Raw genomic sequence first — 24,759 nt, forward strand, 5'->3', positions numbered from 1 at the left:
CGATCGCTCAGGTGTCCACGGTAAACAGTCGCTGGACGGCTCAAGGTACGGCGGGAGACGGTGAGGACCCGTCCCGGGCATCCCGGGCGAGAGCTGAGGAGGGGCCGATGTCGATCGACCTGACGTCCGGCGAAGCGGAGCCGGCCCGGTGGGACCCGGGCGTGCACAGCTACGCCAGCATGGGCTACTACGACGCCGACTACCGGCCCAAGGACACCGACGTGCTGGCCCTCTTCCGGGTCACCCCGCAGCCCGGCGTCGACCCGGTCGAGGCGGCGGCCGCGGTCGCGGGCGAGTCCTCCACGGCGACCTGGACCGTGGTGTGGACCGACCGGCTCACCGCCCACACCCGCTACCAGGCGAAGTGCTACCGCGTCGATCCGGTGCCCGGCCGCGAGGGCGAGTACTACGCGTACGTCGCGTACGACATCGACCTGTTCGAGGAGGGCTCGATCGCCAACCTCACCTCGTCGATCATCGGCAACGTGTTCGGCTTCAAGCCGCTCAAGGCGCTGCGCCTGGAGGACATGCGCATCCCGGTCGCGTACGTGAAGACGTTCCAGGGTCCGGCGCACGGCATCGTGATGGAACGCGAGATCCTCAACAAGTTCGGCCGCCCGCTGCTGGGCGCGACGATCAAGCCGAAGCTGGGCCTCTCCGCCCGCAACTACGGCCGGGTGGTGTACGAGGCCTGCCGCGGCGGGCTCGACTTCACCAAGGACGACGAGAACATCAACTCCCAGCCCTTCATGCGCTGGCGCGACCGCTTCCTGTACGCGATGGAGGGCGTCAACCGCGCGACAGCCCAGACCGGCGAGATCAAGGGCCACTACCTCAACATCACCGCCGCGACGGTCGAGGACATGTACGAGCGCGCCGAGTTCGCCAAGGAGCTGGGCAGCGTCATCGTGATGATGGACCTGACCGTCGGCTACTCGGCGATGCAGTCGATGGCGCACTGGGCCCGCCGCAACAGCGTCCTGCTGCACCTGCACCGCGCCGGCCACAGCACGTACACCCGGCAGAAGACGCACGGCGTGAGCTTCCGCGTCATCGCCAAGTGGTGCCGGCTGATCGGCGTCGACCACGTCCACGCCGGCACGATCGTCGGCAAGCTCGAGGGCGACCCGGCCACCACCCGGGGTTTCTACGACACCCTGCGCCTCGGGCACGTCCCGGCCCAGCACGGCAACGGCATCTTCTTCGACCAGGACTGGGCGAGCCTGCCCGGGGTCATGCCGGTCGCCTCGGGCGGCATCCACGCGGGACAGATGCACCAGCTGGTCGACCTGCTCGGCGAGGACGTCATCCTGCAGTTCGGCGGCGGCACCATCGGGCATCCGCTGGGGATCGCGGCCGGCGCCGAGGCGAACCGGGTAGCGCTGGAGGCGGTCATCAAGGCCCGCAACGAGGGGCGCAACCTCGTCAAGGAGGGCCCGGACATCCTGCGTACCGCCGCGCAGGGCAACCGGCCGCTCGAGGTCGCGCTCGCCACCTGGGGCGACGTCACCTTCGACTACGCCGCCACCGACGCCCCCGATGCCGTACCGACCCCGAGCGTCTAGGAGACCCCCATGCAGCTGCGCCACGGATCGTTCGCCTACCTGCCCGACCTGACCGACGACGAGATCGCCGCCCAGGTGCGCTACGCGCTGCTCAACGGCTGGCCGGTCTCGGTCGAGTACACCGACGACCCGCACCCCCGCAACGTCTACTGGGAGATGTGGGGCCTGCCGATGTTCGACCTGGCCGAGCCGGACGGCGTCGTCCGCGAGATCAACGACTGCCGCGCGACCTTCCCGGAGCACTACGTCCGGGTGCTCGCCTACGACGCCCGGCTGGGCCGGCAGACGATCGCGATGAGCTTCCTCGTCCAGCGCCCGGCCGAGGAGCCCGGCTTCCGGCTGGACCGCACCGAGGGCAGCAACCGGGTGCAACGGTACGCCGTGCACTCGTACGCGACCGAGGCGCCCGCCGGGGCCCGGTACGCCCACGGTCGTGAGGACGTACGGTGACCGCCCCGGGCTTCTCCCTGCACCGCCCGGGGGCGACCGCGGCGCCCGAGACGCCGACGCTCGACCCGCAGGCCAAGGTGGACATCCAGGCCGACGAGGCCGCCGCCCGGGTCCGGGAGGTCCTGGCCGCGGTCGACGCGGACCTGGTCGGCCTGGCCGGGGTGAAGCGGCGTATCCGCGAGATCGCCGCCCTGCTGATGGTCGACCGGGCCCGCGCCCGGTTCGGGCTCTCGGCGAGCCGGCCGTCGCTGCACATGAGCTTCGCCGGCGGACCCGGCACCGGAAAGACCACGGTCGCCCTGCGGATGGCCGAGATCCTGCACGCCCTCGGCTACCTGCGGGCGCCCCGCGTCCACGCGGTGACCCGTGACGACCTCGTCGGCCAGTTCATCGGCCACACCGCGCCCAAGACCAAGGAGGCCCTCGCACGGGCGGCCGGCGGCGTCCTGTTCATCGACGAGGCCTACTACCTCTACCGCCCGGACAACGAGCGCGACTACGGGCAGGAGGCGATCGAGATCCTGCTGCAGGAGATGGAGTCGGCCCGGGCCTCGCTGGTGGTTATCTTCGCCGGCTACGAGGACCGGATGGAGACCTTCTTCTCCTCCAACCCGGGCCTGAGCTCGCGGGTCGCCCACCACATCCAGTTCGAGGACTACGCCACGGACGAGCTGGCCGAGATCGCCGAGCTGATGCTCACCCGCGACGACTACTGCTTCACCGAGGGGGGGCGCGCGGCGTTCCTCGAGTACCTCGAGCGCCGCCGCACGATGCCCCGCTTCGCGAACGCGCGCAGCGTCCGCAACGCTCTCGAGCGCGCCCGCCTGCGCCAGGCGAACCGTCTGGTCGCGCTCTCCGGCCAGGTCGGCCGTGACGACCTCATGCTGATCACGGAGGAGGACATCCGCCGCAGCCGGATCTTCAGAACCGGTACGCGAGATTAGCCACGAGCGGAGCGCAGAGGTCGGCCACGGACCGCAGGAACAGCCGCTCGACCCGGGTGAACTGGTGGGCGTCGGTGTCGTGGATGACGGCGATGGCCCCGACCGGAATGTGCCGCACGATCAACGGCACCGCCGCGAAAGCCCGTCCCCACAGCCGGCCCGCGGTCGGGTACGTGGTCCTGATCTCCGGCAGTGACGACAACCAGATCGAGTCCTCCTTCGCGACGGCGTCGGTCAGCGGATAGCGGCCCCCCACCCGCAGCGTCCCCCCGCGATGCATCCCGCCCCCGGCCCGCACCTCCATCGTCGCCATCGCGGCGCGATGATCGCGCAACTGCCCGAGCACCGCACTGTCGGCGCCGGTCGCCGCGATCGCCTGGGCCAGCGCCAGCTCCAGGACGGTCACGTCGCCCGGCGCCGCCGCGGCGGCCTGCAGCAGCAGGTGCAGCCGAGCCAGCAGCCCGGCGGCTGCGGCCTCGTCGTCCGGCATGAAAATCGGAGCCTCCCCAGGTGCGGTGGACATCCCCGCTGCAGGCATAGTGCCTGATGCGGGGCGGTCCTCCGCAGCGTTTTCACCCGAACGGTTGCCCTATGGCAACGATCCCCGTGGGCGAGGGTGGGAGTCACTCCGCGTAAGTGCTACTGCGGCCCGAGCGTGGCCAGGTCGTACCCGTCGGGATAGGTCTTGCCCGTGATTCCCTCCTCCAGCCAGCCGCGGGTACGGGGCTTCGCGCCGTGTCGCAGCCATGCCGCCCGGCCTTTCAAAGCGGCGGCCAGGAGCACGGCGGCCCATCCGGGCGGTTCGGCGATCCCGGTGGCGTGGCGCAGGGGCGGATCCAGCAGGGCCTGGACGACGCCACCGGCCAGGGGCGCGAGCGGCCGGGGGAGGGAACCGACCAGGCGGCCGGTGGCCGCCATCAGCTGAGCCGCGGCCGGGGTGTACGCGAACCGCTGCGCCTCGTAAGTGTCGTAGAAGGACTGGAAGGCGTCCCATGTCCTGGGGATGTCCCTGATGTTCATACGCCGGCCGAGCGTCGTGTAAAAGGTCAGCATGGCGGCGCGCTCGTGACAGCACAGCGGCCGCCAGCCGTGCCGGTCGATCCATCGGGCGGGCGCGAAGAGGAAGGTGCCCAGCACGTACCGGTAGTCGTCGTTGCTGATGGCGAACCGTCGGTGGATCTGGTTCAGCCGGCGTGTGGCGGTACGCCCGTGCGGGTGGTCGAGCCCGTACTTGATGAGGGTGTACATGAGGATGCCGGTGTCGTCGGCGCGGCGGTCGGTGCGGTGGACGACCTCGCCGGTGCCGGCCAACGTCTCGGCGATGGACGGCACGGCGAACGTACGCCAGAAGGCCAGCACCAGACCCATCCGGGTGTCGAAGGGGAACTCGTACAGGGCGGTGTCCCGGTAGACGGTGTGGTAGTCGGCGACGGGGTCACGGCGACGGATGTCGGCGAGGCGGTCGTAGCGGCCGCGACGGTGCAGCATGGACGTCATCCTCGGTCCGCGGCCGGCACGCCGGTCCCGGGCCGCGTGGCGGGAACCCGGCCGAGGGCGGTGGCGAGCTGAACGAGCCAGGCGATGTCGTCGCCGCGCTCGGGTGATGCCGGCGGGGGAACGGTGCCCGGCCCGGCCGGGCCGGCGGCGTGGAACCGGTCGGCGGCCGCGCGGATCCGCAGCGCCTCGCGGACGACGTCGACGGGCAGCTGCCAGGTGGCCGCCAGCTGCTCCGCGCCGGGCACCGCTTCCGGCATGTGCGGCGCCAGGGCCAGCCGGCCGTCCCTGATCTCGACCAGGCGCCGGTACAGGCGGAAGTCGAGGTCACCCAGCGCCGCCCAGCCGGCGGTCGGCCGCTCGAGCGCGATGCCCGGCACTGCGCGGTACATCACGTCCCACAGCGGGCGCAGCTGGCGGTACTGGCGCCGCTTGCGCAGCCAAGCGGCGCCGGCGCTCACCTTCGGTCCCCAGGAGGGCATGGTCAGCCCGGCGGCCAGCGGCGGGGAGGCCAGGCAGGCGAACACCACGCCGAGCTTGCTCACGTGCGGCAGGTACGCCCCGGACCACGCGGAGATCACGAAGACCGACTTGCAGACGGCGTAGCCGAGGCCGACCCAGGAGCCCACCGCGACCGTGCGCAGTCCCCGCCGCAGCCAGGGCCGGCCGCCGGTGCGGGTGACATGGCGGTGGAAGTGGTGGCAGCGCACCGCGGTGGCGGTCAGGCCGGTGGCGTGCAGGCTGACGTAGACGAGCAGGAACGCACCACCGGCGGCGGTGGGCCCGTAGGTCTCGTCGAAGTCGGTCGGGTGCTCGGCGTGCGTGTCGATGCTGATGAACAGGGCCACCATCGTGGCCAGGGCGGCACCGTACAACGCCATCAGGGAGGCGCCGATGCGGCGGGCCTGCCGCGCCGGCTTGTACCAGAGCAGCAGCATGATCGACACCATGATGCCGTAGCCCGAGATGCAGCCGTACACGATCAGGGTGGCCAGGTCGGGGATGCCGGAGAGCCGCCCGAGGTGCGGGTAGATGATCGGTGCGGCGACCGTGAACCCGGTCGCGGGCAGCGTGATGGACACCGCCAGCGCCCACAGTGCAGCGTTGCGAGGGTCGCGCCGCAGGGCCAGCATCTTGTAACCGGCGGCGATCCAGGCCGCGGCGGCGCAGAACAGGAAGACGGCGGAGGTCGTGTCCACGATGCGCCCGCCCTATCCGTGTTCCAAGGAGCGGCCGAGCCGCTGGACGACCGGGTCGCTGCCGCTGTCGGGGGCGGGCGGGGCCAACGGGTGGGCGCGCTGGCCGAGCAGGGAGGCGAGGATCTCGGCTTCCTGCTCCTCGACGGTGCTGTAGGTCGTGCGGCCCAGCATCGTGCGGATGACGGCGGGGTCCAGGTGCTGGAAGAGCTGCCCGCCGGCGTCGGGGTCCAACGCCTGCAGCTGATGTCCCAGCAGCAGGTGCGCCAGTTCGTGCAGAACGATGTGGTCGCGTTGGGTGCCAGTGGCGGACGAGGTCACCACCAGGTAGTCCGCTGTGCCCGCGGCCACGCACAGCCCGGACGGCGCCCCGGTCGGCAGGTCGAACGGCAGCAGGACGATCGGGCGTCCCCGCCGGGTGCCGAGGGTCGCGAGCAGGAGCTCGATGTCGAACGGGTCGGGCACCTCGATGCTGCGAGCCACCCGCTCGCAGCGCCGCCGCACCTGCCGCAGTGACACGCGGTCCCCACCTCCTCGAGGGTTCAAGTCTGGTCGCTGTCGGTTCCGCGACGCTGTTCCAGATCGGCGATCACGCGGAGGAGCTCGGCGATGGCACCGATCTGCTCCTGGGCCTGGGGGACGACGGACCGGCGCAGGGCCACCGTGCGAGCCCGGACCTGCTGCAGGGCGGCCGCCAGCAGCAGCTCCTCGTCCACCTCGGTGGCGACGGCGTCGGAGGTGAAGTACTCGACCGGGACGCCGAAGAACCGGGCCAGGCCCTTCATGTGGCGCAGGGTCGGGTCGGTGCTGCGGCCCGAGCGCAGGTGCCCGATGAAGGCGTGCGAGATGGGATCACCGGCAGCGGTGACCGCGTCGGCGACCTCTCGCAGGGAGTACGGGGTCCCGTCGGGTTTGCGCACCTTGTCGAACAAGGCGTTCAGCCGGTCGGCGAGCGACGAGCCGGGCTGCTGTGGCGAACTCTCGTCCATGAGGAGCTCCTGGCAGGGGCGCGCGGGCAGTGTCAACCTGCTTTACAACGCTGCCCTTCGATGTCTATGTGGGTTGACACTATCACCGGCGGTGTGCGTAAAATCGACGCGCTTCGAGATCGTGGGCATTGTCCGGAATGGTCTCACGTGCCGGCGAAGGCCGAGCATGCAAGGGATGAGTAGTGACGGTTTGCTCACCTCGGCCCGGGCCTGGAGCAGGCGTTGGTCAGCGGCTCGGGTTGCGGGGCAGCCCGTATCCTGCAGTCCGCCGGTCACGCGAACGGGGGCGCCCGGTCCGCCTGGCCGCGCCCGGCACGACGTGGCGCCCCCCGCTACGTCGTGCCGGGCGCCATCCATGAGGCACGCCCGCGCAGCGACGCGGCCGAGGCACGCACCAGCGGTGAATCTCGGCGTCCCAGTCGTTCGGCGTTCGTCACCTCCCGTTCCCCATCACGACGCAGGTGACCGGCTCGGGTTCACCGCTGCCGCCGAGTCGCTAAGGTGCCGGAGCAAGCGGACGAAAGGCATGAGGGCGTACTGGGAGCCGATCGGGGGCCGGAGTGAGCGCAGGCACGGCCGGGCGCGCGGCGCACCGGCGGGTCGCGGCCATCCGCTCCGGCGCGGTCCGGGGGATGGGCGGCCCGGGCATCGGGTTGCTCTACGCCCTGGCCACCCCCGCAGGTCCGCACCGGCCGGCGATGCTGGCGGTCGCCACGGCGATGCTGCTGGTCGGCGGGCTGACGTGGGGCTCGGCGCCCCGGGTGGCCGCCTCCCGGGCCGAGGTCCCGGTGCGCATCGCCGGAGTGCTGGTCGCCATCCTCGGTTCCGCGCTGCTCAGCCTGCTCGACGGCGGGATCGCGAGCCCGCTCGGCGCGCTGGTCCCGTTCTCGTTGATCTTCCTGGCCCTGGTGACGCCGCCGCGGGCCCTGGCCGTGCTGGCGCTCGTCGGTGCCGCGGCCTACTGGGCGGTGGCGTTGCTCGGCGCCCCCGCCCCGCCCGGCTACGCGACCGTGTTCACGCTCGCGTTCGGCGGGCTGGGCTACCTCTGCGTACGGCACGCGGGTGCGCTCGTCTCCCTGCGCCGGCGCCTGGCCGAGGTCTCGCGCGCCGATCCGCTGACGCAGGCGCTGAACCGGCGCGGCTTCGACGAACGGTTCGCGGCCGAGCTCGCCGAGGCGCAGCGGTCCGGCGAGCCCCTGACGTTGGTCTTCGCCGACCTCGACGGCTTCAAGGAGATCAACGACCGGTACGGGCACCAGTCCGGCGACCGGCTCCTGACGTGGACCGCTGACCGGCTCGCGGCGGAGCTGCGGGCCCACGACGCCGTGGGGCGCATCGGCGGTGACGAGTTCGCCGTCGTGCTGAGCGGCACGGGTCCCGAGGGGGCCGCCGTCGTCGTCGAGCGGCTGCGCGAGTCGCTCGACGGGGTCGTTCCCGCGAGCATCGGGTACGCGTGCTTCCCGGCGGACGCGGCGACACCGGAGGACCTGTGGCGGCTCGCCGACTCCCGGGCGTACGCGGACAAGACGGCCGGCGAACGTACCCTGCCGGCGCCGGACGACGTGGCCCGGGCGAGTGACGCCGTCGACCGGCCGGCTTCGGTGCGGCGGGTTCCGCGCCGGGAGCGGCGCCGCCGGTCGATCGCCGACATGGGCTGGATCGCCCTCTTCGACTCCTGCATCGGCGTGTTCTACGCCGTCGTGTTCGCGGCCGCGCAGCCGCATCGGCTCGGGATCGGCCTGATCGCCGGCGCCGGTTGTGTCGTGGGCGGTGGCCTGATCCTGGGCGCCGACCGGCTCAGCCGCGCGGAATCTGCCCGGCAGCTGATGCTCGGGTACGCCCTCGTGATGGCCGCCGTGGGTGGCAGCCTGACCGCCCTCAACGGCGGTTCCGGCACCGTCTGCGCGCTGAGCATCCTCGTGCCGATGCCCCTGATCGCGCTCGGCACCCCGGCCCGGGTGGCGGTGCCGATCCTCACCCTCTACGCCTCGGTGTACGTCGCGGTCGCGCTCTGGGTGGGCATGCCGAGCGGGTGGTTCACCGCCCTGCACCTCGTGGGAGCCGTCGCGGTGTCGGTGGTCTGCGGTGCCCAGGGCCGTGCCGCGGCCCGGCAGCGGCGGCGGCTCACCGAGCTGTCCCGCGCCGACGTGCTGACCGACGTGCTGAACCGGCGCGGCTTCGAGGAACGGTTCACGGCCGAGCTGGCGCACGCCGACCGCGGCGACCGGGCGCTCGCGCTGCTGATCTACGACCTGGACGGCTTCAAGCGGGTGAACGACGAGCGGGGCCACGCCGCCGGGGACGAGCTGCTCTGCTGGGTGGCCGGCACGCTGGCCGCGAACCTGCACCCGCACGACGCCGTCGGCCGGCTGGGCGGCGACGAGTTCGTCGTGCTGCTCACCTCGGACCCGGCGGGGGACGCGGCGACCGTCGCGGAACGGCTGCGCGGCGCGCTGGCCGAGCGGACGTCGGCCAGCGTGGGCGTGGCCGTCCTGGGCGTCGACGGCGAGGACTTCGACTCGCTGTACGCGCACGCCGACGCCCAGCTCTACGCGGAAAAGACCACCCGGGGCGGCCGCCGGCGCGCCCGGGCCTGAGGCGTCAGCCGCCTGCCACCTTGAGCACGAGCTTCCCGGTGTTCTCGCCCTTGAACAGCTTGAGCAGGGTGTCGGGGAACGCCTCGACGCCGCCGTCCACCACGTCCTCCAGCGAGCGCAGCTTCCCGGCGGCCAGCCAGCCGGACATCTCGGCGGCGGCCTCGGCGTACCGGTCGGCGTAGTCGAAGACCACCATGCCGGTCATGGAGGCGCGGTTGACCAGCAGCGACATGTAGTTCGCCGGGCCCTTGGGCTCCGTGGCGTTGTACTGCGAGATCGCGCCGCAGATGACGATGCGGGCGCCGCGCGCCAGCCGGGTCAGCACGGCGTCGAGGATGTCCCCGCCGACGTTGTCGAAGTAGACGTCCACGCCGTCGGGCGCCACCTCCCGCAGGGCCTTGCGCACGTCCTGGGACTTGTAGTCGATGCAGGCGTCGAAGCCGAACTCCTCCACGACCAGCCGGCACTTGGCCTCGCCGCCTGCGATGCCGATCACCCGGCAGCCCTTGAGCTTGGCGATCTGGCCGACCACGCTGCCGACAGCCCCGGCCGCGCCCGAGACGACGACCGTCTGCCCGGCCTCCGGGCGGCCGATGTCGAGCAGGCCGAAGTAGGCCGTCATGCCCGGCATGCCGAGGACGCTGAGATACACCGGCAGCGGCGCCAGCGCCGGGTCGACCTTGGTCAGGCCGCGCCCGTCCGACAGGCAGTACTCCTGGACGCCGAGGGTCCCCGACACGTGATCTCCCACGGCGAACCCGGGATGGCGGGACGCGATCACCCGTCCCACACCGCCGGCGCGCATGACCTCGCCGATCTCCACGGGCCGGATGTACGACTTGCCCTCGTTCATCCAGCCGCGCATGGCCGGGTCGAGCGACAGGTAGGCGACCTCGACGAGAAGCTGGCCGTCGGCCGGCTCGGTGACCGTCTCCTCGGCGTACTGCCAGTCGGTGGGCTGCGGCAGTCCCACCGGGCGGGCGGCGAGCCGGTACTGGTGATTGGTACGGGAATCCATCACCTCAGCCTAGGCAAACGACCGTTCATTAATTGATCCTGCGCGACAATGATTTGACTTCGCGCGACACTTACTCGGCGTACGGGACCCCGCGGCCGGTCTCCTCCTCGAAGACCAGCCAGGTGCGAGTCGTCCGGACCCCCGGGATGTCCTGGATGCGGTCCAGCACGACGTCGCGCAGCGCGGTGTTGTCCGGCGTCCGGACCAGCGCCAGCACGTCGTGGTCGCCGCCGATGAGCGCGAAGTGCTCGACGTACGGGATCTCGCGGATGCCGGCGGCGACCAGGCGCCACGCGGTCTGGTCGATGGTGATCGCCACGTACGCCGTCGTGCCCAGCCCGATGCTCCGCGGGTTCAGCCGGGCGCTGAAGCCGCGGATCGTGCCGTCCTCGACCATCCGGGCGACCCGCGCGTACGCGTTCGACCGCGAGATGTGCGTGCGCTCGGCCAGCGCGCGGATGGACAGGCGGCCGTCGCGCTGCAGCTCGGCCAGCAGGGCCGTGTCGGTCGGATCGAGCGGTCCGGCAGGACGTCCAGCCTGACCCGCCGCCGGAGGGGTCTCCGAGGACATCTGGTCACTCCTCCGGGGTCGGAACGGCAATCTGTCGGCGATCATCGGGCGCTCTTGACCGTACATCGCCTCGAATCCACGCTAATGCGATCAGGCGTCCAGAGAGAGGCGTGCGTCACATGAGGCTTGAGGACCTGCTGCCCTCCGCGGAGCCCGTGCGCTTCGTCGCCGAGGACGGCACCGAGACGCCGGCGCCCGCCCGGCACCGCCGGCCCGCGGACGAGCTGCTCGTCGAGGCGTACCGCCGGATGGTGCTCGGGCGCCGCTTCGACACCCAGGCGACCGCGCTGACCCGGCAGGGCCGGCTCGCCGTGTACCCGTCGAGCCGGGGCCAGGAGGCGTGCCAGATCGCCGCGGTCCTCGCCCTGCGCGACGACGACTGGCTGTTCCCCACGTACCGTGACAGCGTCGCCCTCGTCGCCCGCGGCCTCGACCCCGCCGAGGTGCTCACCCTGCTGCGCGGCGACTGGCACTGCGGCTACGACCCGGCGGCCACCCGGGTGGCGCCGCAATGCACGCCGCTGGCCACCCAGACCATCCACGCGGTCGGGCTCGCCGAAGCCCTGCGCCGCAAGGGCGAGGACGCCGTGGTGCTCGCGCTCATCGGCGACGGCGGCACCAGCGAGGGCGACTTCCACGAGGCGCTCAACTTCGCCGCGGTCCGGCGCGCGCCGGTCGTCTTCCTCATCCAGAACAACGGGTACGCGATCTCGGTGCCGCTGGCCCGGCAGACGGCGGCGCCCGCGCTGGCCTACAAGGGCATCGGGTACGGCGTGAGCTCGGAACAGGTCGACGGCAACGACCTGCTCGCCGTGCTGTCCGTCCTCACCACCGCCGTGGAGCACGCCCGCGCGGGGCACGGTCCCTACCTGGTCGAGGCGCACACCTATCGGATGGAGGCGCACACCAACGCCGACGACGCGACCCGGTACCGCGACGACGACGAGGTGACCCGGTGGGCCGCCGCGGACCCGCTCGCCCGGCTGCGGACGTACCTGATGAACCGGGGTCTCATCGACGACGAGAGCGTGCGGACCGCCGAGGCCGAGGCCGAGACCTTCGCCGGGCGGGTCCGCACCGCGCTGAACGCCGACGTGCCGGCCGACCCGCGCACCCTGTTCGACCACGTCTTCGCCGAGCGGACCGCGCAGCTGCGCGAGCAGCGCGACCAGCTCGTCGCCGAGCTCGACGCCGGGGAGGCGTGAGATGACCGAGATGAGCATGGCCCAGGCGCTGAACGCCGCCCTCTGCGACGCCATGGGCGACGACGACTCGGTGCTCGTCTTCGGCGAGGACGTCGGCCCGCTCGGTGGCGTCTTCCGGATCACCGACGGCCTCACCCGCAAGTTCGGCGAGGACCGCTGCTTCGACACGCCGCTGGCCGAGTCCGGCATCGTGGGGCTCGCCGTGGGCCTGGCAATGGGCGGCTTCCGGCCGGTCGTCGAGATGCAGTTCGACGCGTTCGCGTACCCGGCGTTCGAGCAGATCACCTCGCACGTGGCGAAGATGCGCAACCGGACCCGCGGCGCCCTGACGATGCCGATGGTGATCCGGGTGCCGTTCGCCGGTGGCATCGGCGGCGTCGAGCACCACTGCGACTCCAGCGAGGCGTACTACGCGCACACGCCGGGTCTGAAGGTGGTCACCCCGGCCACGGTGGAGGACGCGTACTGGCTGCTGCGCGACGCGATCGCCGACCCGGACCCGGTCGTCTTCCTGGAACCCAAGCGCCTGTACTGGAGCAAGGCGCAGGTCGACCTCACCACCCGCTCGGCCGGCCCGATGGGCCAGGCCGCGGTCCGCCGCTCCGGCACGGACGCGACGCTGGTGGCCTACGGCCCGACGGTGCCGCTCGCCCTGCAGGCGGCGGAGGCGGCCGCGGACGAGGGCATCAGCCTCGAGGTGGTCGAGCTGCGCACGCTCGTCCCGTTCGACGACGAGACCCTGGTGCGATCGGTACGCCGGACCGGCCGCTGCGTCGTCGTCCAGGAGGCCCAGGGCTTCGCGGGTGTCGGCGCGGAGATCGCCGCGCGGGTGCAGGAGCGGTGCTTCCACTCGCTGGCCGCGCCGGTGCTGCGGGTGACCGGCTTCGACATCCCGTACCCGCCGCCGAAGCTCGAGCACGCGCACCTGCCCACAGTGGACCGCATCCTGGACGCCGTCGACCGCCTGCAGTTCGACGACGAGCCGGACCTGCGCCACTGGAGGACCGCGGCGTGAGCGGCGACCAGGTCTTCCGGCTGCCCGACCTGGGAGAGGGCCTGACCGAGGCGGAGATCGTGCAGTGGCACGTCGCGGTCGGCGACACCGTGACCATCGACCAGGCCGTCGTCGAGGTGGAGACCGCCAAGGCGGTGGTCGAGGTGCCCGTCCCGTACGCGGGCACGGTCTCGGTCCTGCACGCCGAGCCCGGCTCGGTCGTGGCCGTGGGCGCACCCCTGATCTCGGTCGCGTCCGGATCGGGAAACGTCTTGATCGGGTACGGCACGGGTCACGCCCCCGCCGCACGCCGCCGCCGCATCCGCCGGGCCGCCGCCGTGACCGCGCCGGTCTCCCGGGAACCGGGTGCCGCCCGCGTCATCTCGCCGCTGGTCCGCAAGCTCGCCCGGGACAACGGGGTGGATCTCGCCACGGTCACGCCGGACCCCGCGCACGGTGTGATCCGGCGCCGCGACGTCGAGGACGCCATAGCCGCCGCCAGGCCCGTGGCGGCCGAGCGCGTTTCAGCGGGCTCGCCCCCGGGCGAGCGGATTCCGTTGCGAGGCGTGCGGCGGGCGGTCGCCGACAAGCTGACCCGCAGCCGCACCGAGATCCCCGACGCGACCACCTGGGTCGACGCCGACGCCACCGGTCTCATCGAGGCGAAGAACGCCCTGGCGAGCCGCGGTGTCAGCCTCCTCGCGCTGCTCGCCCGGATCTGCGTCGCGGGCCTGCGGCGGTTCCCCGAGCTGAACGCCACCGTGGACACGGCTGCCGGAGAAATCGTCCGGCTGCCGTACGTGAACCTCGGTTTCGCCGCCCAGACCGACCGCGGCCTGATGGTGCCCGTGGTGCAGGGCGCACACCTGATGAGCACGGCGCAGCTGGGCGCCGAGGTGAGCCGGCTCGCCGGGCTGGCCCGCGCGGGCACCCTGCCGCCCGCCGCCATGACCGGCGGCACCTTCACGCTCAACAACTACGGCGTCTTCGGCGTCGACGGCTCGAACGCGATCATCAACCACCCCGAGGCGGGCATCCTCGGCGTCGGCCGCATCGTCGACAAGCCGTGGGTCGTCGACGGGCAGCTGGCCGTCCGCAAGGTCACCCAGCTGTCGCTGAGCTTCGACCACCGGGTCTGCGACGGCGGCGCGGCCGGCGGGTTCCTCCGGTACGTCGCCGACTGCGTGGAACAGCCCGCGACCCTGCTCGCGGACCTCTGAGGGAGTGGCGATGACCGACCGCTGGGCCGTCCTGCGCGTGGTGGAGCAGCGGGTGCTCTGGCTCGCCACCGCGATGATCGACCACGCCAACCGGGTCCGGCCCCGCACCGACGGGCTGAAGGTGGGCGGCCACCAGGCGTCGAGCGCCTCCATGACGACCATCATGACGGCCCTGTGGTTCGACCACCTCGCCGCGGGCGACCGGGTCTCGGTCAAGCCCCACGCCTCCCCGGTCCTGCACGCCATCAACTACCTGCTCGGCAGCCTCGACGAGCACTACCTGACCACCCTGCGCTCGTTCGGCGGCCTGCAGAGCTACCCGAGCCGCGCCAAGGACCCCGACCCCGTCGACTACTCGACCGGGTCGGTCGGCATCGGCGCGACCGCCCCGATCTGGGGCGCGCTGGCCCGCCGCTACATCGGCAGCCGGGGCGCCGCCACCGGCACCGGCCGCCAGTACTCGCTCGTCGGCGACGCCGAGCTGGACGAGGGCGCCTGCTGGGAGGCGATCCTCGACCCGATGGTGGCGGAGCTGGGGGAGGTCTGCTGGATCGTCGACCTCAACCGCCAGTCGCTGGACCGGGTCGTCCCGCAGGCGGCGGCCACCCGCCTGCAGGCCATGTTCGAAGCCGCCGGCTGGCAGGTGCTCACCGCCAAGTACGGCCGGCTGCTCACCGCCGTCTTCGACCGGCCCGGCGGCGACGCGTTGCGCCGCCGCATCGACGACATGTCCAACGCGGAGTTCCAGCGGCTGCTGCGCTGCACCCCGCAGGAGCTCCGGCTGCGGCTGCCGGACTCCGAAGCGCTGAGCAACCTTGTCGAGGGCCTCGACGACAGCACCCTCACCGCGGCGCTGCGCAACCTCGGCGGCCACGACCTGCAGACCCTGGGCGACGCCCTGGCCGCGATCGACGACAGCCGCCCGACGGTCATCCTGGCCTACACCGTGAAGGGGTACGGCCTGGCCACCGAGGGCCACCCCCAGAACCACTCCTCGATGCTGACCGAGGCGCAGCTGCGCGAGCTGGCCGACCGCGTCGGCATGTCGCTGGACGCGCCGTGGGCCCGCTTCACGCCGGACTCGGCCCCCGGACGGCTCTGCGCCGAGACGGCCGCCCGCCTGCACCGCACGCCGGCGCGCGTACAGTCGTCCCCCGACGTCCCCACCGACCTGGGCCGCACCCCCGCCGGCACCTCCTCGACCCAGGCGAGCCTCGGCCGGGCCCTGCTCGACCTCACCCGCCAGGCCCCCGCCGTAGCCCGGCGAGTGGTGACCGCCGCACCCGACGTGGCCTCCTCCACCAACCTCGGCGGCTGGATCAACAAGGTCGGCGTCTGGTCCACCGACGCCCGCCGCAACTGGTTCGACGACGACCCCGAAACCATCCTCCACTGGCGCGAACGCCCCACCGGCCAGCACATCGAGCTGGGCATCGCCGAGGGCAACCTCGTGGGCCTGCTCGGCGAGCTGGGCGCCACGTGGAGCCGCTGGGGCGAGCCGCTGCTGCCCATCGGCGTGGTCTACGACCCCTTCGTGGAACGAGCCCTCGAACCCTGGTCCTTCGGCATCTACGCCGGCGGCCAGTCCATCCTGGTCGGCACCCCGGCCGGCGTCACGCTCGCCGCCGAGGGCGGCGCCCACCAGTCCATCAAGACACCGTCGATCGGACTCGAACAGCCCGGCTGCGTCAGCTACGAGCCCGCCTTCGCCATCGATCTCGAATGGACACTGCTGGCCGCCCTGTCCCGCCTCGGCCGCCCCGGCGGCAGCTCCGCGTACCTGCGGCTGTCCTCCCGCCCGGTGGACCAGGCACTCGCGACGGTCCCGCCCGACCCGGCAGCCCGCGAACGCCGCCGCCGCCAGGCCGTCGCCGGTGCCTACCTGCTGCGCCGCGCCGCGCAACCGCCGGCCCTCACCATCGCCGCCATGGGCGCCATGCTGCCCGAGGCACTCGCCGCGGCCGACCGGCTCGACGCGCTGGGCGTACCCGCCGACGTGGTCTGCGTGACCAGCCCAGGCCTGCTCTTCGCGGCCGCGCAGGCCCGCACCGGGCAGGGCAGCGCCGACACGTGGATCCTGGACGCGGCATTCCCGGCCGACCGGGCCGCCCCGCTGCTCACCGTCCTGGACGGCCACCCGCACACGCTGGCCTTCCTGGCAGGTGTCCACCGGCGCCCGGCGCGTCACCTGGGAGTGACGTCCTTCGGCCAGTCAGGGGCGCTCGACGCGGTCTACCGCCACCACGGCATCGACACCGACAGCATCATCCGGGCCGGCCTCGACCTGACATGACCGGGCCCGAGGGCTGCCGGCAAGCCGGCAGTCACTGCGCAACGCCGGCAAGCAGCCAGCGCACGACGGGAATCTCCATCATGACCCGCCGGCCCTCGCGTTCGTTCGGGATGGTGATGTCCCAGTCGTACTTCTTCTTGAACCGTTCGATGACATCCGGCGAGAAGTCGTACGGGTGAAGCACGACCTGGCCTTCCGCCACGACAGGAGCGCTGCCGCCCTCCAGCGCTACAGATACCCGCGGGTCGAGACGCACGTTGCGTACTTTCCGGTTCTTCTCAGCGCTGCAGATCCAGAAGGTCGAGTCGTGGAAGACGAACCACACCGGGGTCACGTGAGGACTTCCGTCCTGCCTCAGCGTGCACAACCATGCGAGCGGTTCCTGCTCCAGTCGTTCGACAACGCTCTGATCAAGCCGGCTGGACATGGGCCGATGCTAGCCGAGCCTTCCGGATGCGCCGCGACGACGCCACCAGCGCTGCTTGGTCCCGTGGTTGATGGTCACCTTCGCGTTCGCCTTATCGTTGAACACCACCCCGGAATTGATCGCCGCCCGGCCCCCGGGCCCGACGATGACGGCCTGATCGCCGGCCGCTGGAGCGCCGGGTGCGCCGGGCGTTGGGTTCGATGGTGCGGCAGCCGGCGGGTCTCCCGGGCGGTCCACGTGCCGGTCGGCGCGGCGATCGGCGACCGCCATGCCGGCGAGGATGGCGGCCAGCACGAAACTGGCGACGCTGGCCACCTGGTCGGCGGCGCTCAAGTTGACGATCGCGAAGACCACGCCGGCGGCGACCAGCGCGCCGCAGAGCCCGGCCAGCATCACCCGCTTCGGTGTCACCGCTCGAACCGTCCCGGCGGCGGAATCTCCGCGTCGAGGTCCCGCTGCGGCCGCGCCCCGGCGACCGCTTGCCGCAGTCCGGTCAGGCTCTTGCCGATCGAGGTCTTCAGCGCGTGGCCGGCCGACCACGACACGTCGACCCGCGACGTATGGCTCAGCTTGTTGCCGTAGCCGACCATCACCGCGCCGGCGAGGTTCACGCCGATGTCGAAGACGTTGCGGGTGACCTCGGCGCCCCGCTGCAGCTCGTCGGCGTAGGTCAGCAGGTCGCTGTCGCCGAGCCCGGCCACCATGCCGCGGATGATCCGGAGCGGGTCGCCGGCGGCCGACGACCTCCCGGCGAACTGCGCGGCCATCGCCTCGACGAGCTCCCGGTTGTCCACCAGCAGGTCGGTCAGCGCAATCGCCGCCTCCTCGACGTGATAGCACGTGGTGCTCGTGAGACGGGTGCCGTCCCCCTGCGCCACCACGTCCGCCCCGTCGGCGATCAGCGCGGTGGTCGGCGCGAGGTCGCGCCCGTACTCGCGCACCTCACCGGCCGCGGGCTCCGGGCGCCCCGCGGCCACCAGCGATCGGAAAGCCTCGTGGTTCGCCCGGCTCGGGTCGGCCATCATCGCGGCGAAGGCGTCCAGCACCGCGGGCCGATACAGCGGCTCACAATCGAGGGAGATCCGGCGTACGCGGTAGTGCTCCTCCGCCTCCAGCCGGCAGTTGTTCGCCTGGACGACCGCCCCGGTGTCGGTCGTGGTCACCCGGCGCGGCTCGGCGCGGCCCCACGCCTCCCAGACGACCAGCCGATCGTGCGCGGGCGCCACCACCTGCAGCCGCAGTGGCGGCAGGTCGTGCAGCTTCAGCGCCTCGTCGAGGCCGTCGAGCCGGGGCCCGATCTGCTCCACCAGCTTCTGGAAGCCGGCTTCGATCCGGGACCGGGCCGCCGGAGACTCGCGCAGGAGCCTGACCGGGTCGGCGAGGGTCCGCCCCAGAGCACCGACCGCCTGTACCGCCGCGCCGAACGCCTCCGGCGGAGCGCCCGGTCGCAGCTTGTGGGCCGCGACGTCGACCTTCTTCACGGCCGCCGTGGCCTCGGGCACATCCTTGACCAACTTCGTCAGCTCGCGAACAGCCCGGTCGAGGGGCGGTGTGATGATCGGCCGGCCAAGATACGAGATGGCATCGCCGACCCGCGGCGACGACCCGCGCGTATCGGCATGCCAGGGGAACAAAGCGTCTTGGGTCGAGGCACCGGCCACGTCCGGAGCAGATGACCCGGAACTCACTGTCGGGTGCTGCGGCGTGCGAGTCTCCTTACGAGGTTCCGGAACCGACCTGAACTCCATCACCGACTCCCTCCTCACCGCGCGTGTCCGTAGCATGGCAGATGGTCATCAGTGTCGATGTCGGCTTCGTGACTCACTGGTCAGGTCAGCGCGCCGACGATCGGCCCCGGTAGAAAGCCGGGTACCTGCCGATGGAGTGGGCCGCCATGCTGATCGACGTTTCGGCGAAAGCGGCGCACGCCCCGCCGGACCGCGGCCCACCACGGCTGCCTCTCACTGCGGGTTCCGGATACGCCGCCACCGATGCTCGGCCCAGTCGCGGACCTGCCCGCGCGAGGCTGGGGGATGGCTGCCGTCATTACTTGGTGAGTGGTAGTCGGCTTACGAATCGCGCGAGTATCCCGCCGAACGCCTCGTCGTCCAGGCCCAAGGAGTAGATCTCCGACAGGTGCGTGTGGTCCGGGATGGTCAGGAAGAGGGGGTGGGGCCGCCCAGCGGTCTGCATGGCGTCGAGAAGCGTGGTGGCCTGCCGGTGACAGGGCGGGAGGTCCCGTTCAGCCGTCGCGATGAGCAGGGGTGACTTGCACTCGACCAAGCCGGCGACGGACGACTGAACAGGATAACGATCAAAGTCATCGCCGAAGTACGCGCGGATCGTCGGCTGGTCGTGGACGAGTGCGGGATCGAAGAAGGCCGACAGCAGCACCGCGGCCGCGACACCAGGCATCGCAGTACCGGCTTGGCCGGCGAGGTACCCGGCGACGTGCGCGCCGCCCGCCGAGTGCCCCATCAGGATGATCCGATCCGGATCGCCGCCGTGCTCCGCGATGTGCTGGTGAACCCAAGAGACCGCGTCAGCGACGTCCTCCGCACCCGCGGGCCACCGGTGCTCTGGCGCCAGCCGGTAGGTCATCGTGACCGCGACCAGGTGGTGCCGGGCGGCCCATCCGCCGATGTGGTCGTAGAACGGTGAGCCAGGCACGGTCTTGCCGCCCGCGACGAAGCCACCGCCGTGGACGAAGACCAGCACGGGGCGGCCGGCGGCGTCCGGAGCGGTGTGTACGTCGAGCCGCTGGCGGGCATCCGCGCCGTACGGCAGGTCTCGGTGGACGACTGGCGCCAGATACCCACACTGCTCATGCAGCGGCGAGAAAAGCGCATGATGGGCCGCCCTCGTCTCCGGTGTGATCTGCCAACTGAGTTGGCGGAGCGCCGCGAGGCTCTCATCGACAAGCATTCAGGAACGCTACCCGATCGGTCCCGGTCGGCCGGACCCCTGCCAATGGCGTGGGCCGCCATGTGCAGGCTCGTCCCCGGCGCTGTGACTGCGCACCCGTCGTGCGGTGGCGAGCGGGCTTGTGTGAGGCTTTTTTCGTGCCAGTGATTGCAGACCCCGGCCGGGTACGGGAAATAGACGTCATCGAGATCGCTCCCCAGCAGAGCCGTGGCTGGGACGGGCGGACAGCCGTCCGCGGCGCCGTGGTGGCGACCTGGCATGGCGAGGCGGCCCGTACGGCTCTGGCCCTTGTCACGGCGCTGCCCGAAGCGGAGCAGGAGCGATGTTTCCTGCCGCGGTATGCCGTCCGGCTTCGCAGCGGGCCCACGGTTCTTGCGGAGATCGCGTTCTGCTTCCGATGCCGCAATGCGGGGTCGTTGTCGTTCGAGCCGGACTTCGTCATTCCCGGCCGGTTCACGTTCGACCCCGACAGCGGACCGGCCCGACAGTTGCTCGCTCTGTTCACGATGGCTGCCGGCGACCGGGATGCGGGTCCGGCGGGGCGCCGATAACGAGTCGCTTCGGCCGGGGTTGGTCGACCACAATCGGTCGGCGTGACGAAGAACCTGCGCGAGCTCGCCCGCGACACCCTGCAGATCCTCCAGGACGGCCGCTACCGCACTCCGCGCGGCGAGAAGGTCGACTTCGCGGACGAGATGCAGGCGGCCGTCGAGGGCACCTCGATGTACCTGCCGGGGGAGCCCTTGCCGACGCCGATGGTGACCGGCGCCGCTCCCACGGTGTCGGTCACGGGGGAGAGCACGTTGGCGGCGACCCGCCGGCTGGCGCGTGACGGTGAGGTGGCTGCGCTGGTCTTCGCGTCCGCCAAGCATCCGGGCGGCGGCTTCCGCACCGGGGCTCAGGCGCAGGAGGAGAGCATCGCCCGGGCGTCGGCGCTGTTTCGCTGTCTCAACGCCGTACCCGAGTTCTATGCGGTCCATCGGGCCGCCAGCGACAATCTCTACAGCGACCGGGTGATTCATTCGCCCGGGGTTCCGGTGTTCCGCGACGACGACGGCCACCTCCTCGACACCGCCTACCGGGTGTCGTTCCTGACCGCCGCGGCGCCGAACCGCGGGGCGGTACCGCGTGGCCGCGCCGGCCAGGTCGAGGCGATCCTCGCCAGGCGAGCCCGGCGGGTGCTGGCCGTCGCGGCCGTCCACGGGCATCGGCGCCTCGTCCTCGGCGCATGGGGGTGCGGCGTCTTCCGCAACGATCCCGCGATGGTGGCCGACGCTTTCGCGGGTGCCTTGCGCGACAGCGCCGGATGGTTCGACGAGGTGGTCTTCGCGGTGATGGACCACGCGAGGGGAACCCCGGTGCGGGCGGCGTTCACCGCCCGCTTCCTTTCCGCCGCCTGAACTCCACCTCCTCATTCACAGGTGCAGCCACACAGCGGTCAACGGCCCGACCAGGACAGCGATCCAGAGCCACCCGGCCCAGGTCCCCAGCATCGCGCCTGAGGTCGCCCGCCTGGCCCGGAAGGCGATGACGGCGGCGCTCAACGCCATGCCGAGCGCCATCACGGGCAGGCCGATGAAGAGACCGATGCCGAGCATCAGCGCCTGCTCGTCGCCACAGCCCACGACTCCCGAGCAGCCGGGCGGTCGGCCTGGCCGGGACAGCGCGTACGCCAGGTAGACCGTCGCGACCGCGAGCCACCACAGCGATGACACAGCCAAGGCCCGCAGCCGAACCTCGGACACGGGGGGACGCGGACGCTGGTGACCGTCGTTGCCGCCGCTGTGAGGACGATCAGCGATTCTCACAGCGGCTTCCCCGTGCGGTCAGGTGCGCTGAAGAAGCCGGACCACGAGGGTGCCGTCACGATGAAGATCATGGCGGTCAACCTACGGGCCGGTTGTGTGCGAACTGAGGTGGTGGCCCGGAGGAAGTGTGCTTCTCCGTAGCCGATCGGTTCGAGCCGGGGGCGGCGGCCGGGACGCCGGGTCGTCCGCCGGTCAGCAGCCGGGCGCCTGCGGCAGGTGGAAGTGCCACAGGACCACAGCCGGGGTTCCGTTCCAGGCAGCGGCGAAGGCCGCGGGTGTGATGGCGAGCAGAGACCACGGCCAGACGTCCCACGCATCCGTCACAATGTCGTCGACCATGGGTGCCTGCTCGGGCGTGGACTGCCGGCCGGGCTCCTCGCAGCGTCGAAGCTGGAGTCCGAGAGGCAGGGCGGCGCTGAGGTAGTCGCTGGCCCGGTGGCGGAATGACGGAATGAGCCGGGGCTCACCAGCTGCGGACCGGACGTGCGGCACGGAGCCCAACGCCACCGTCTCGTGGTGGACGTCGGTGATGATCAGGTGACCGCCAGGGCGCAACACCCGGACGAGCTCCGCGAAGGCGGGACCGAGGTCGCGAAGATGCGCCAGAGCGAGCCCGCACACGGCGATGTCGACATGCATCGAGCGCCGTGCCGGCAGGAAGGGCGTCGATGATGTCGTGCACGAACGTCTCTTCGAAGCCGAACAGTCCGTTCCCCGGCTGGTCGTACGTTGCTGACCAGACGCGGTAGCCGGCGACCGTGTCCACCGCGGCGGCAGTGACGCCCTCGCCGGTGAGTGCAGGGCTGTCCAACAGCCGGCGGATCTCCGCGATCCGTGCCTCCCCGAACTCGCGGCCGTGGTCGCCGGCGAACGTCCGGATCAGGGCGAGACCCTCGAGCCCGAGCAGGTAATGCAAAGGATGTTGCTAGATCACGGCACGACGCTATGGCCTGGGCAGGCCGCCTGCCACGGGGTTTCCACGTACACGAGGACTTGGCCCACGTCAGCGGGCCGACAGCAGGTGGCTGACCAGCGGGGGGCCGTCGGTGAGCGCCTGCGCCCGCTCCTCGGCCTCCCGGTCCGAGCCGGTCAGCCGGCCGGCGTGCTGCCGGCGGTGCTCGTCCCAGCTCGGCACCAGGTACGCCTCGACGAAGCGTCCCCGCTCCTCACCGTCGCGGAACAGCCCCCAGCGCACCGCCCCGGTCCGCAGGCGGCTCCGGCGTACCGCCTCCATCGCGTCGACGAATGCCTGCTCGTGCTCGGCGCTGACCGGGTAGGAGACGGTGACCAGCACCGGGCCGTCGTGGTCGTCCGGGTCCAGCTCGAGGTGCGGTTCGGGCCAGAACACCGCGGGTTCCCGGTTCAGCCCGGTCGTGTCCCGCATCGGCCACCAGCGCAACGTCACCACTCCGGCGCCCATCAGTGCGGCGGCGGCCAGATGCGCCGGGACCAGCCCGTACGCGTCGGAGAGCGCGCCCCAGGCGAGTGCTCCGGCGGCCTGCGCTCCGGCGAACACCATCTGGTAGACGGCGAGGCCCCGGGCGCGTACCCAGTTCGGCAGGAACAGCTGCATGGCCGCGTTGACGCTGGAGAGCACCATGACCCACGCCACCCCGGCGGGCAGCAGCACCGCGACCACGGCGAGCTCGACGCGGGCCACCCCCAGGACGACGAGGACGACGGTGAACGCCGCACCGGAGACGAGCAGCAGCTGGTTCATCGACCACCGGGCCCGCATCCGGGGCAGGAGCAGCGCGCCGGCCACCGCCCCGACGCCGACGGCAGCGAGCAGGATGCCGTACCCGCCGGAGCCGAGACCGAGGCGGCGGCTGGCGACCAGCGGTAGCAGGGCCCAGAGCGCACTGCCCGGAACCAGGAACAGCGCCGCGCGAAGGAGGATGCGCCGCACCACCGGCGAATGCCGCACGTACCGGCCACCGGCCCGCACGGCGGCGGCGAACCGCTCCGGCGCGGCGGCATCGCCGGCCGTGGGGGAGCGCCACCGCCAGAGCACCAGACCGAAGGCGGCGAACGTGAGCGTGTTGAGACCGAACACCACGCCGGCGCCGGTCTGCGCGATCAGCACGCCGGCCACCGCCGGGCCGACGGCCCGCGCCAGGTTCATGCTGATCGCGCCGAGGGCGGACGCGGAGGCGAGCTGAGGACGCGGCACCAGCTCCGGGATGACGGCCTGCCAGGCGGGAGCGGTCAGCGCCTGCCCGGCCCCGAAGGCGAAGGTGAGCGTCAGCAGCAGGGTCGCGGGCATGTGCCCGGTCAGGGTCAGGACGGTCAGCAGGATCCCGGTCGCAGTCAGGAATGCCTGGACGCCGATGAGCAGCCGGCGCCGGTCGAGGGTGTCGGCCAGTGCCCCGGAGGGCAGGGCCAGCAGCAGCATCGGCAGGGTGCTGGCCGTCTGCACCACGGCCACCAGCGTGTCGTTCCCGGACTGTTCGACCAGCAGCCACTGCGCGCCGACCGTCTGCATCCACGTACCGATGTTGCTGGCCAGCAGCGCCAGCCACAGGCTTCGGAAGACGGCGATGTGCAGCGGCGCCCACGCCGACGGCGAGGCGACCGGGGCGGTGACGGGTTCGGCGCTCACCATCAGTCCGTGGGCTCGGTGGCTCCCGCCTGCGGTTCGTCGGACTGCTCCGGCCCGATGCGGACGTCGTCGCCGCCCGGTGGCGTCGGTCCGTCGCCCTGGTCGGCCGCCGCGGTGGGTTCGGTGGCCTGGTCGGTGCCGGGTTCATCCCGCTGTGGTGTCGTCATGGGGCACGCGTACCCCTCAACCCCGGGGATGATGCCCGGCACTGTGGGAAGTCTTTCCCGCTGACCGATCCGGCGGTGGAGGGCCGGCTGAACCGCAGGCTGCGTGCCACGACGTGGTGCCGGGTCGGGCTGTCCGGACCGCGGCGGATCTCGCCGGTCGGTCCGCAGAAATTGGTGCATCTCAGGCCGGCGAGGCTCACGGATCGGCCCGTAACGAGAAGCGCCGCCGTCGCGGACGGGCTGCTCTGGGTGGACAAGCGGAACAGGGTTCCGTATTGTGGTTGCGGAACAGGG

25 protein-coding genes are annotated in these 24,759 nt (G+C 72.0%); 10 read left to right on the top strand and 15 right to left on the bottom strand.

Annotated features, from left to right (window positions below; genetic code table 11):
* The first annotated feature begins 107 nt into the window (after positions 1 to 107).
* Genes AB0J80_RS29055 through AB0J80_RS29065 form a run of 3 tightly spaced genes read left to right on the top strand, consistent with a single transcriptional unit; the run spans position 108 to position 2,959 of the window.
* The gene (locus tag AB0J80_RS29055; protein ID WP_364711086.1) at positions 108 to 1,565 is read left to right on the top strand and encodes a ribulose-bisphosphate carboxylase large subunit; all 1,458 of its coding nucleotides are present in this window, start codon (positions 108 to 110) and stop codon (positions 1,563 to 1,565) included.
* 9 nt (positions 1,566 to 1,574) lie between these two features.
* Complete coding sequence (locus AB0J80_RS29060) at positions 1,575 to 2,015, top strand: ribulose bisphosphate carboxylase small subunit (RefSeq protein ID WP_364711089.1); 441 nt, start codon at positions 1,575 to 1,577, stop codon at positions 2,013 to 2,015.
* Positions 2,012 to 2,959: an AAA family ATPase gene (locus tag AB0J80_RS29065; RefSeq protein WP_364711091.1), complete on the top strand. Its 948-nt coding sequence runs from the start codon at positions 2,012 to 2,014 to the stop codon at positions 2,957 to 2,959. Before AB0J80_RS29060 ends, AB0J80_RS29065 begins: the two co-directional genes overlap by 4 nt.
* On the opposite strand, the gene AB0J80_RS29070 is transcribed toward AB0J80_RS29065, so the two are convergent.
* The 5 genes from AB0J80_RS29070 to AB0J80_RS29090 form a co-directional block, all read right to left on the bottom strand.
* Complete coding sequence (locus tag AB0J80_RS29070; RefSeq protein WP_364711093.1) at positions 2,937 to 3,449, bottom strand: GAF domain-containing protein; 513 nt, start codon at positions 3,447 to 3,449, stop codon at positions 2,937 to 2,939. The genes AB0J80_RS29065 and AB0J80_RS29070 overlap by 23 nt on opposite strands.
* 149 nt (positions 3,450 to 3,598) lie before the next feature.
* Positions 3,599 to 4,447 (bottom strand): oxygenase MpaB family protein, encoded by an 849-nt coding sequence (locus AB0J80_RS29075; protein ID WP_364711094.1) that lies wholly within the window; start codon positions 4,445 to 4,447, stop codon positions 3,599 to 3,601.
* 5 nt (positions 4,448 to 4,452) lie between these two features.
* A complete protein-coding gene (locus tag AB0J80_RS29080) occupies positions 4,453 to 5,652 on the bottom strand; it encodes an MAB_1171c family putative transporter (protein ID WP_364711096.1) in 1,200 nt (399 codons plus the stop codon).
* 12 nt (positions 5,653 to 5,664) lie between these two features.
* Complete coding sequence (locus tag AB0J80_RS29085) at positions 5,665 to 6,168, bottom strand: hypothetical protein (RefSeq protein WP_364711098.1); 504 nt, start codon at positions 6,166 to 6,168, stop codon at positions 5,665 to 5,667.
* 23 nt (positions 6,169 to 6,191) lie between these two features.
* Positions 6,192 to 6,638, bottom strand: a complete 447-nt coding sequence (locus AB0J80_RS29090; protein ID WP_364711100.1) for an XRE family transcriptional regulator — start codon at positions 6,636 to 6,638, stop codon at positions 6,192 to 6,194.
* Between the two features lie 560 nt (positions 6,639 to 7,198).
* Here AB0J80_RS29090 and AB0J80_RS29095 point away from each other — a divergent pair.
* Positions 7,199 to 9,235 (top strand): GGDEF domain-containing protein, encoded by a 2,037-nt coding sequence (locus AB0J80_RS29095; protein ID WP_364711102.1) that lies wholly within the window; start codon positions 7,199 to 7,201, stop codon positions 9,233 to 9,235.
* Positions 9,236 to 9,239: 4 nt separating this feature from the next.
* On the opposite strand, the gene AB0J80_RS29100 is transcribed toward AB0J80_RS29095, so the two are convergent.
* Both AB0J80_RS29100 and AB0J80_RS29105 read right to left on the bottom strand, forming a co-directional pair.
* Positions 9,240 to 10,253 carry an NADP-dependent oxidoreductase gene (locus AB0J80_RS29100; RefSeq protein ID WP_364711105.1) on the bottom strand — a complete coding sequence of 338 codons (1,014 nt, stop codon included), beginning with the start codon at positions 10,251 to 10,253 and terminating at the stop codon, positions 9,240 to 9,242.
* A 70-nt stretch (positions 10,254 to 10,323) separates the two neighbouring features.
* Positions 10,324 to 10,824, bottom strand: coding sequence for an Lrp/AsnC family transcriptional regulator (locus AB0J80_RS29105; protein ID WP_364711108.1), 501 nt, complete (start codon positions 10,822 to 10,824; stop codon positions 10,324 to 10,326).
* Positions 10,825 to 10,943: 119 nt separating this feature from the next.
* On the opposite strand from AB0J80_RS29105, the gene pdhA reads away from it, so the two are divergent.
* Genes pdhA through AB0J80_RS29125 form a run of 4 tightly spaced genes read left to right on the top strand, consistent with a single transcriptional unit; the run spans position 10,944 to position 16,536 of the window.
* On the top strand, positions 10,944 to 12,029 hold the full coding sequence (pdhA, locus tag AB0J80_RS29110; RefSeq protein WP_364711110.1) for a pyruvate dehydrogenase (acetyl-transferring) E1 component subunit alpha: 1,086 nt from the start codon (positions 10,944 to 10,946) through the stop codon (positions 12,027 to 12,029).
* A gap of 1 nt (position 12,030) precedes the next feature.
* Complete coding sequence (locus AB0J80_RS29115; RefSeq protein WP_364711113.1) at positions 12,031 to 13,044, top strand: alpha-ketoacid dehydrogenase subunit beta; 1,014 nt, start codon at positions 12,031 to 12,033, stop codon at positions 13,042 to 13,044.
* Positions 13,041 to 14,243, top strand: coding sequence for a dihydrolipoamide acetyltransferase family protein (locus AB0J80_RS29120; RefSeq protein WP_364711116.1), 1,203 nt, complete (start codon positions 13,041 to 13,043; stop codon positions 14,241 to 14,243). Before AB0J80_RS29115 ends, AB0J80_RS29120 begins: the two co-directional genes overlap by 4 nt.
* 10 nt (positions 14,244 to 14,253) lie before the next feature.
* Positions 14,254 to 16,536 (top strand): pyruvate dehydrogenase, encoded by a 2,283-nt coding sequence (locus AB0J80_RS29125; RefSeq protein WP_364711117.1) that lies wholly within the window; start codon positions 14,254 to 14,256, stop codon positions 16,534 to 16,536.
* Positions 16,537 to 16,567: 31 nt separating this feature from the next.
* Here AB0J80_RS29125 and AB0J80_RS29130 read toward each other — a convergent pair whose 3' ends face one another.
* The 4 genes from AB0J80_RS29130 to AB0J80_RS29145 form a co-directional block, all read right to left on the bottom strand.
* Positions 16,568 to 16,963, bottom strand: coding sequence for a nitroreductase/quinone reductase family protein (locus AB0J80_RS29130; RefSeq protein ID WP_364711119.1), 396 nt, complete (start codon positions 16,961 to 16,963; stop codon positions 16,568 to 16,570).
* A gap of 9 nt (positions 16,964 to 16,972) precedes the next feature.
* Positions 16,973 to 17,374 (bottom strand): hypothetical protein, encoded by a 402-nt coding sequence (locus tag AB0J80_RS29135; RefSeq protein ID WP_364711120.1) that lies wholly within the window; start codon positions 17,372 to 17,374, stop codon positions 16,973 to 16,975.
* Positions 17,371 to 18,477, bottom strand: coding sequence for a hypothetical protein (locus AB0J80_RS29140; protein WP_364711122.1), 1,107 nt, complete (start codon positions 18,475 to 18,477; stop codon positions 17,371 to 17,373). The genes AB0J80_RS29135 and AB0J80_RS29140 overlap by 4 nt, the downstream gene beginning before the upstream one ends.
* A 532-nt stretch (positions 18,478 to 19,009) precedes the next feature.
* The gene (locus AB0J80_RS29145) at positions 19,010 to 19,888 is read right to left on the bottom strand and encodes an alpha/beta hydrolase (RefSeq protein ID WP_364711124.1); all 879 of its coding nucleotides are present in this window, start codon (positions 19,886 to 19,888) and stop codon (positions 19,010 to 19,012) included.
* Between the two features lie 137 nt (positions 19,889 to 20,025).
* Here AB0J80_RS29145 and AB0J80_RS29150 point away from each other — a divergent pair, with 137 nt between their 5' ends.
* Both AB0J80_RS29150 and AB0J80_RS29155 read left to right on the top strand, forming a co-directional pair.
* Complete coding sequence (locus tag AB0J80_RS29150; protein WP_364711127.1) at positions 20,026 to 20,439, top strand: hypothetical protein; 414 nt, start codon at positions 20,026 to 20,028, stop codon at positions 20,437 to 20,439.
* Positions 20,440 to 20,481: 42 nt separating this feature from the next.
* Positions 20,482 to 21,288 carry a TIGR02452 family protein gene (locus tag AB0J80_RS29155; protein ID WP_364711128.1) on the top strand — a complete coding sequence of 269 codons (807 nt, stop codon included), beginning with the start codon at positions 20,482 to 20,484 and terminating at the stop codon, positions 21,286 to 21,288.
* A gap of 15 nt (positions 21,289 to 21,303) precedes the next feature.
* Here AB0J80_RS29155 and AB0J80_RS29160 read toward each other — a convergent pair whose 3' ends face one another.
* The 4 genes from AB0J80_RS29160 to AB0J80_RS29175 all read right to left on the bottom strand — a co-directional run bounded on the left by AB0J80_RS29160 (position 21,304) and on the right by AB0J80_RS29175 (position 24,465).
* On the bottom strand, positions 21,304 to 21,609 hold the full coding sequence (locus AB0J80_RS29160; RefSeq protein WP_364711130.1) for a hypothetical protein: 306 nt from the start codon (positions 21,607 to 21,609) through the stop codon (positions 21,304 to 21,306).
* Positions 21,610 to 21,888: 279 nt separating this feature from the next.
* The gene (locus AB0J80_RS29165) at positions 21,889 to 22,335 is read right to left on the bottom strand and encodes a methyltransferase domain-containing protein (protein ID WP_364711132.1); all 447 of its coding nucleotides are present in this window, start codon (positions 22,333 to 22,335) and stop codon (positions 21,889 to 21,891) included.
* Positions 22,336 to 22,699: 364 nt separating this feature from the next.
* Positions 22,700 to 24,298 (bottom strand): MFS transporter, encoded by a 1,599-nt coding sequence (locus tag AB0J80_RS29170; RefSeq protein ID WP_364711135.1) that lies wholly within the window; start codon positions 24,296 to 24,298, stop codon positions 22,700 to 22,702.
* Between the two features lie 2 nt (positions 24,299 to 24,300).
* Positions 24,301 to 24,465 (bottom strand): hypothetical protein, encoded by a 165-nt coding sequence (locus AB0J80_RS29175; RefSeq protein ID WP_364711136.1) that lies wholly within the window; start codon positions 24,463 to 24,465, stop codon positions 24,301 to 24,303.
* Positions 24,466 to 24,759 lie beyond the last annotated feature (294 nt).

This window comes from Actinoplanes sp. NPDC049548 (genome assembly GCF_040676695.1).
Taxonomy (GTDB): domain Bacteria; phylum Actinomycetota; class Actinomycetes; order Mycobacteriales; family Micromonosporaceae; genus Actinoplanes.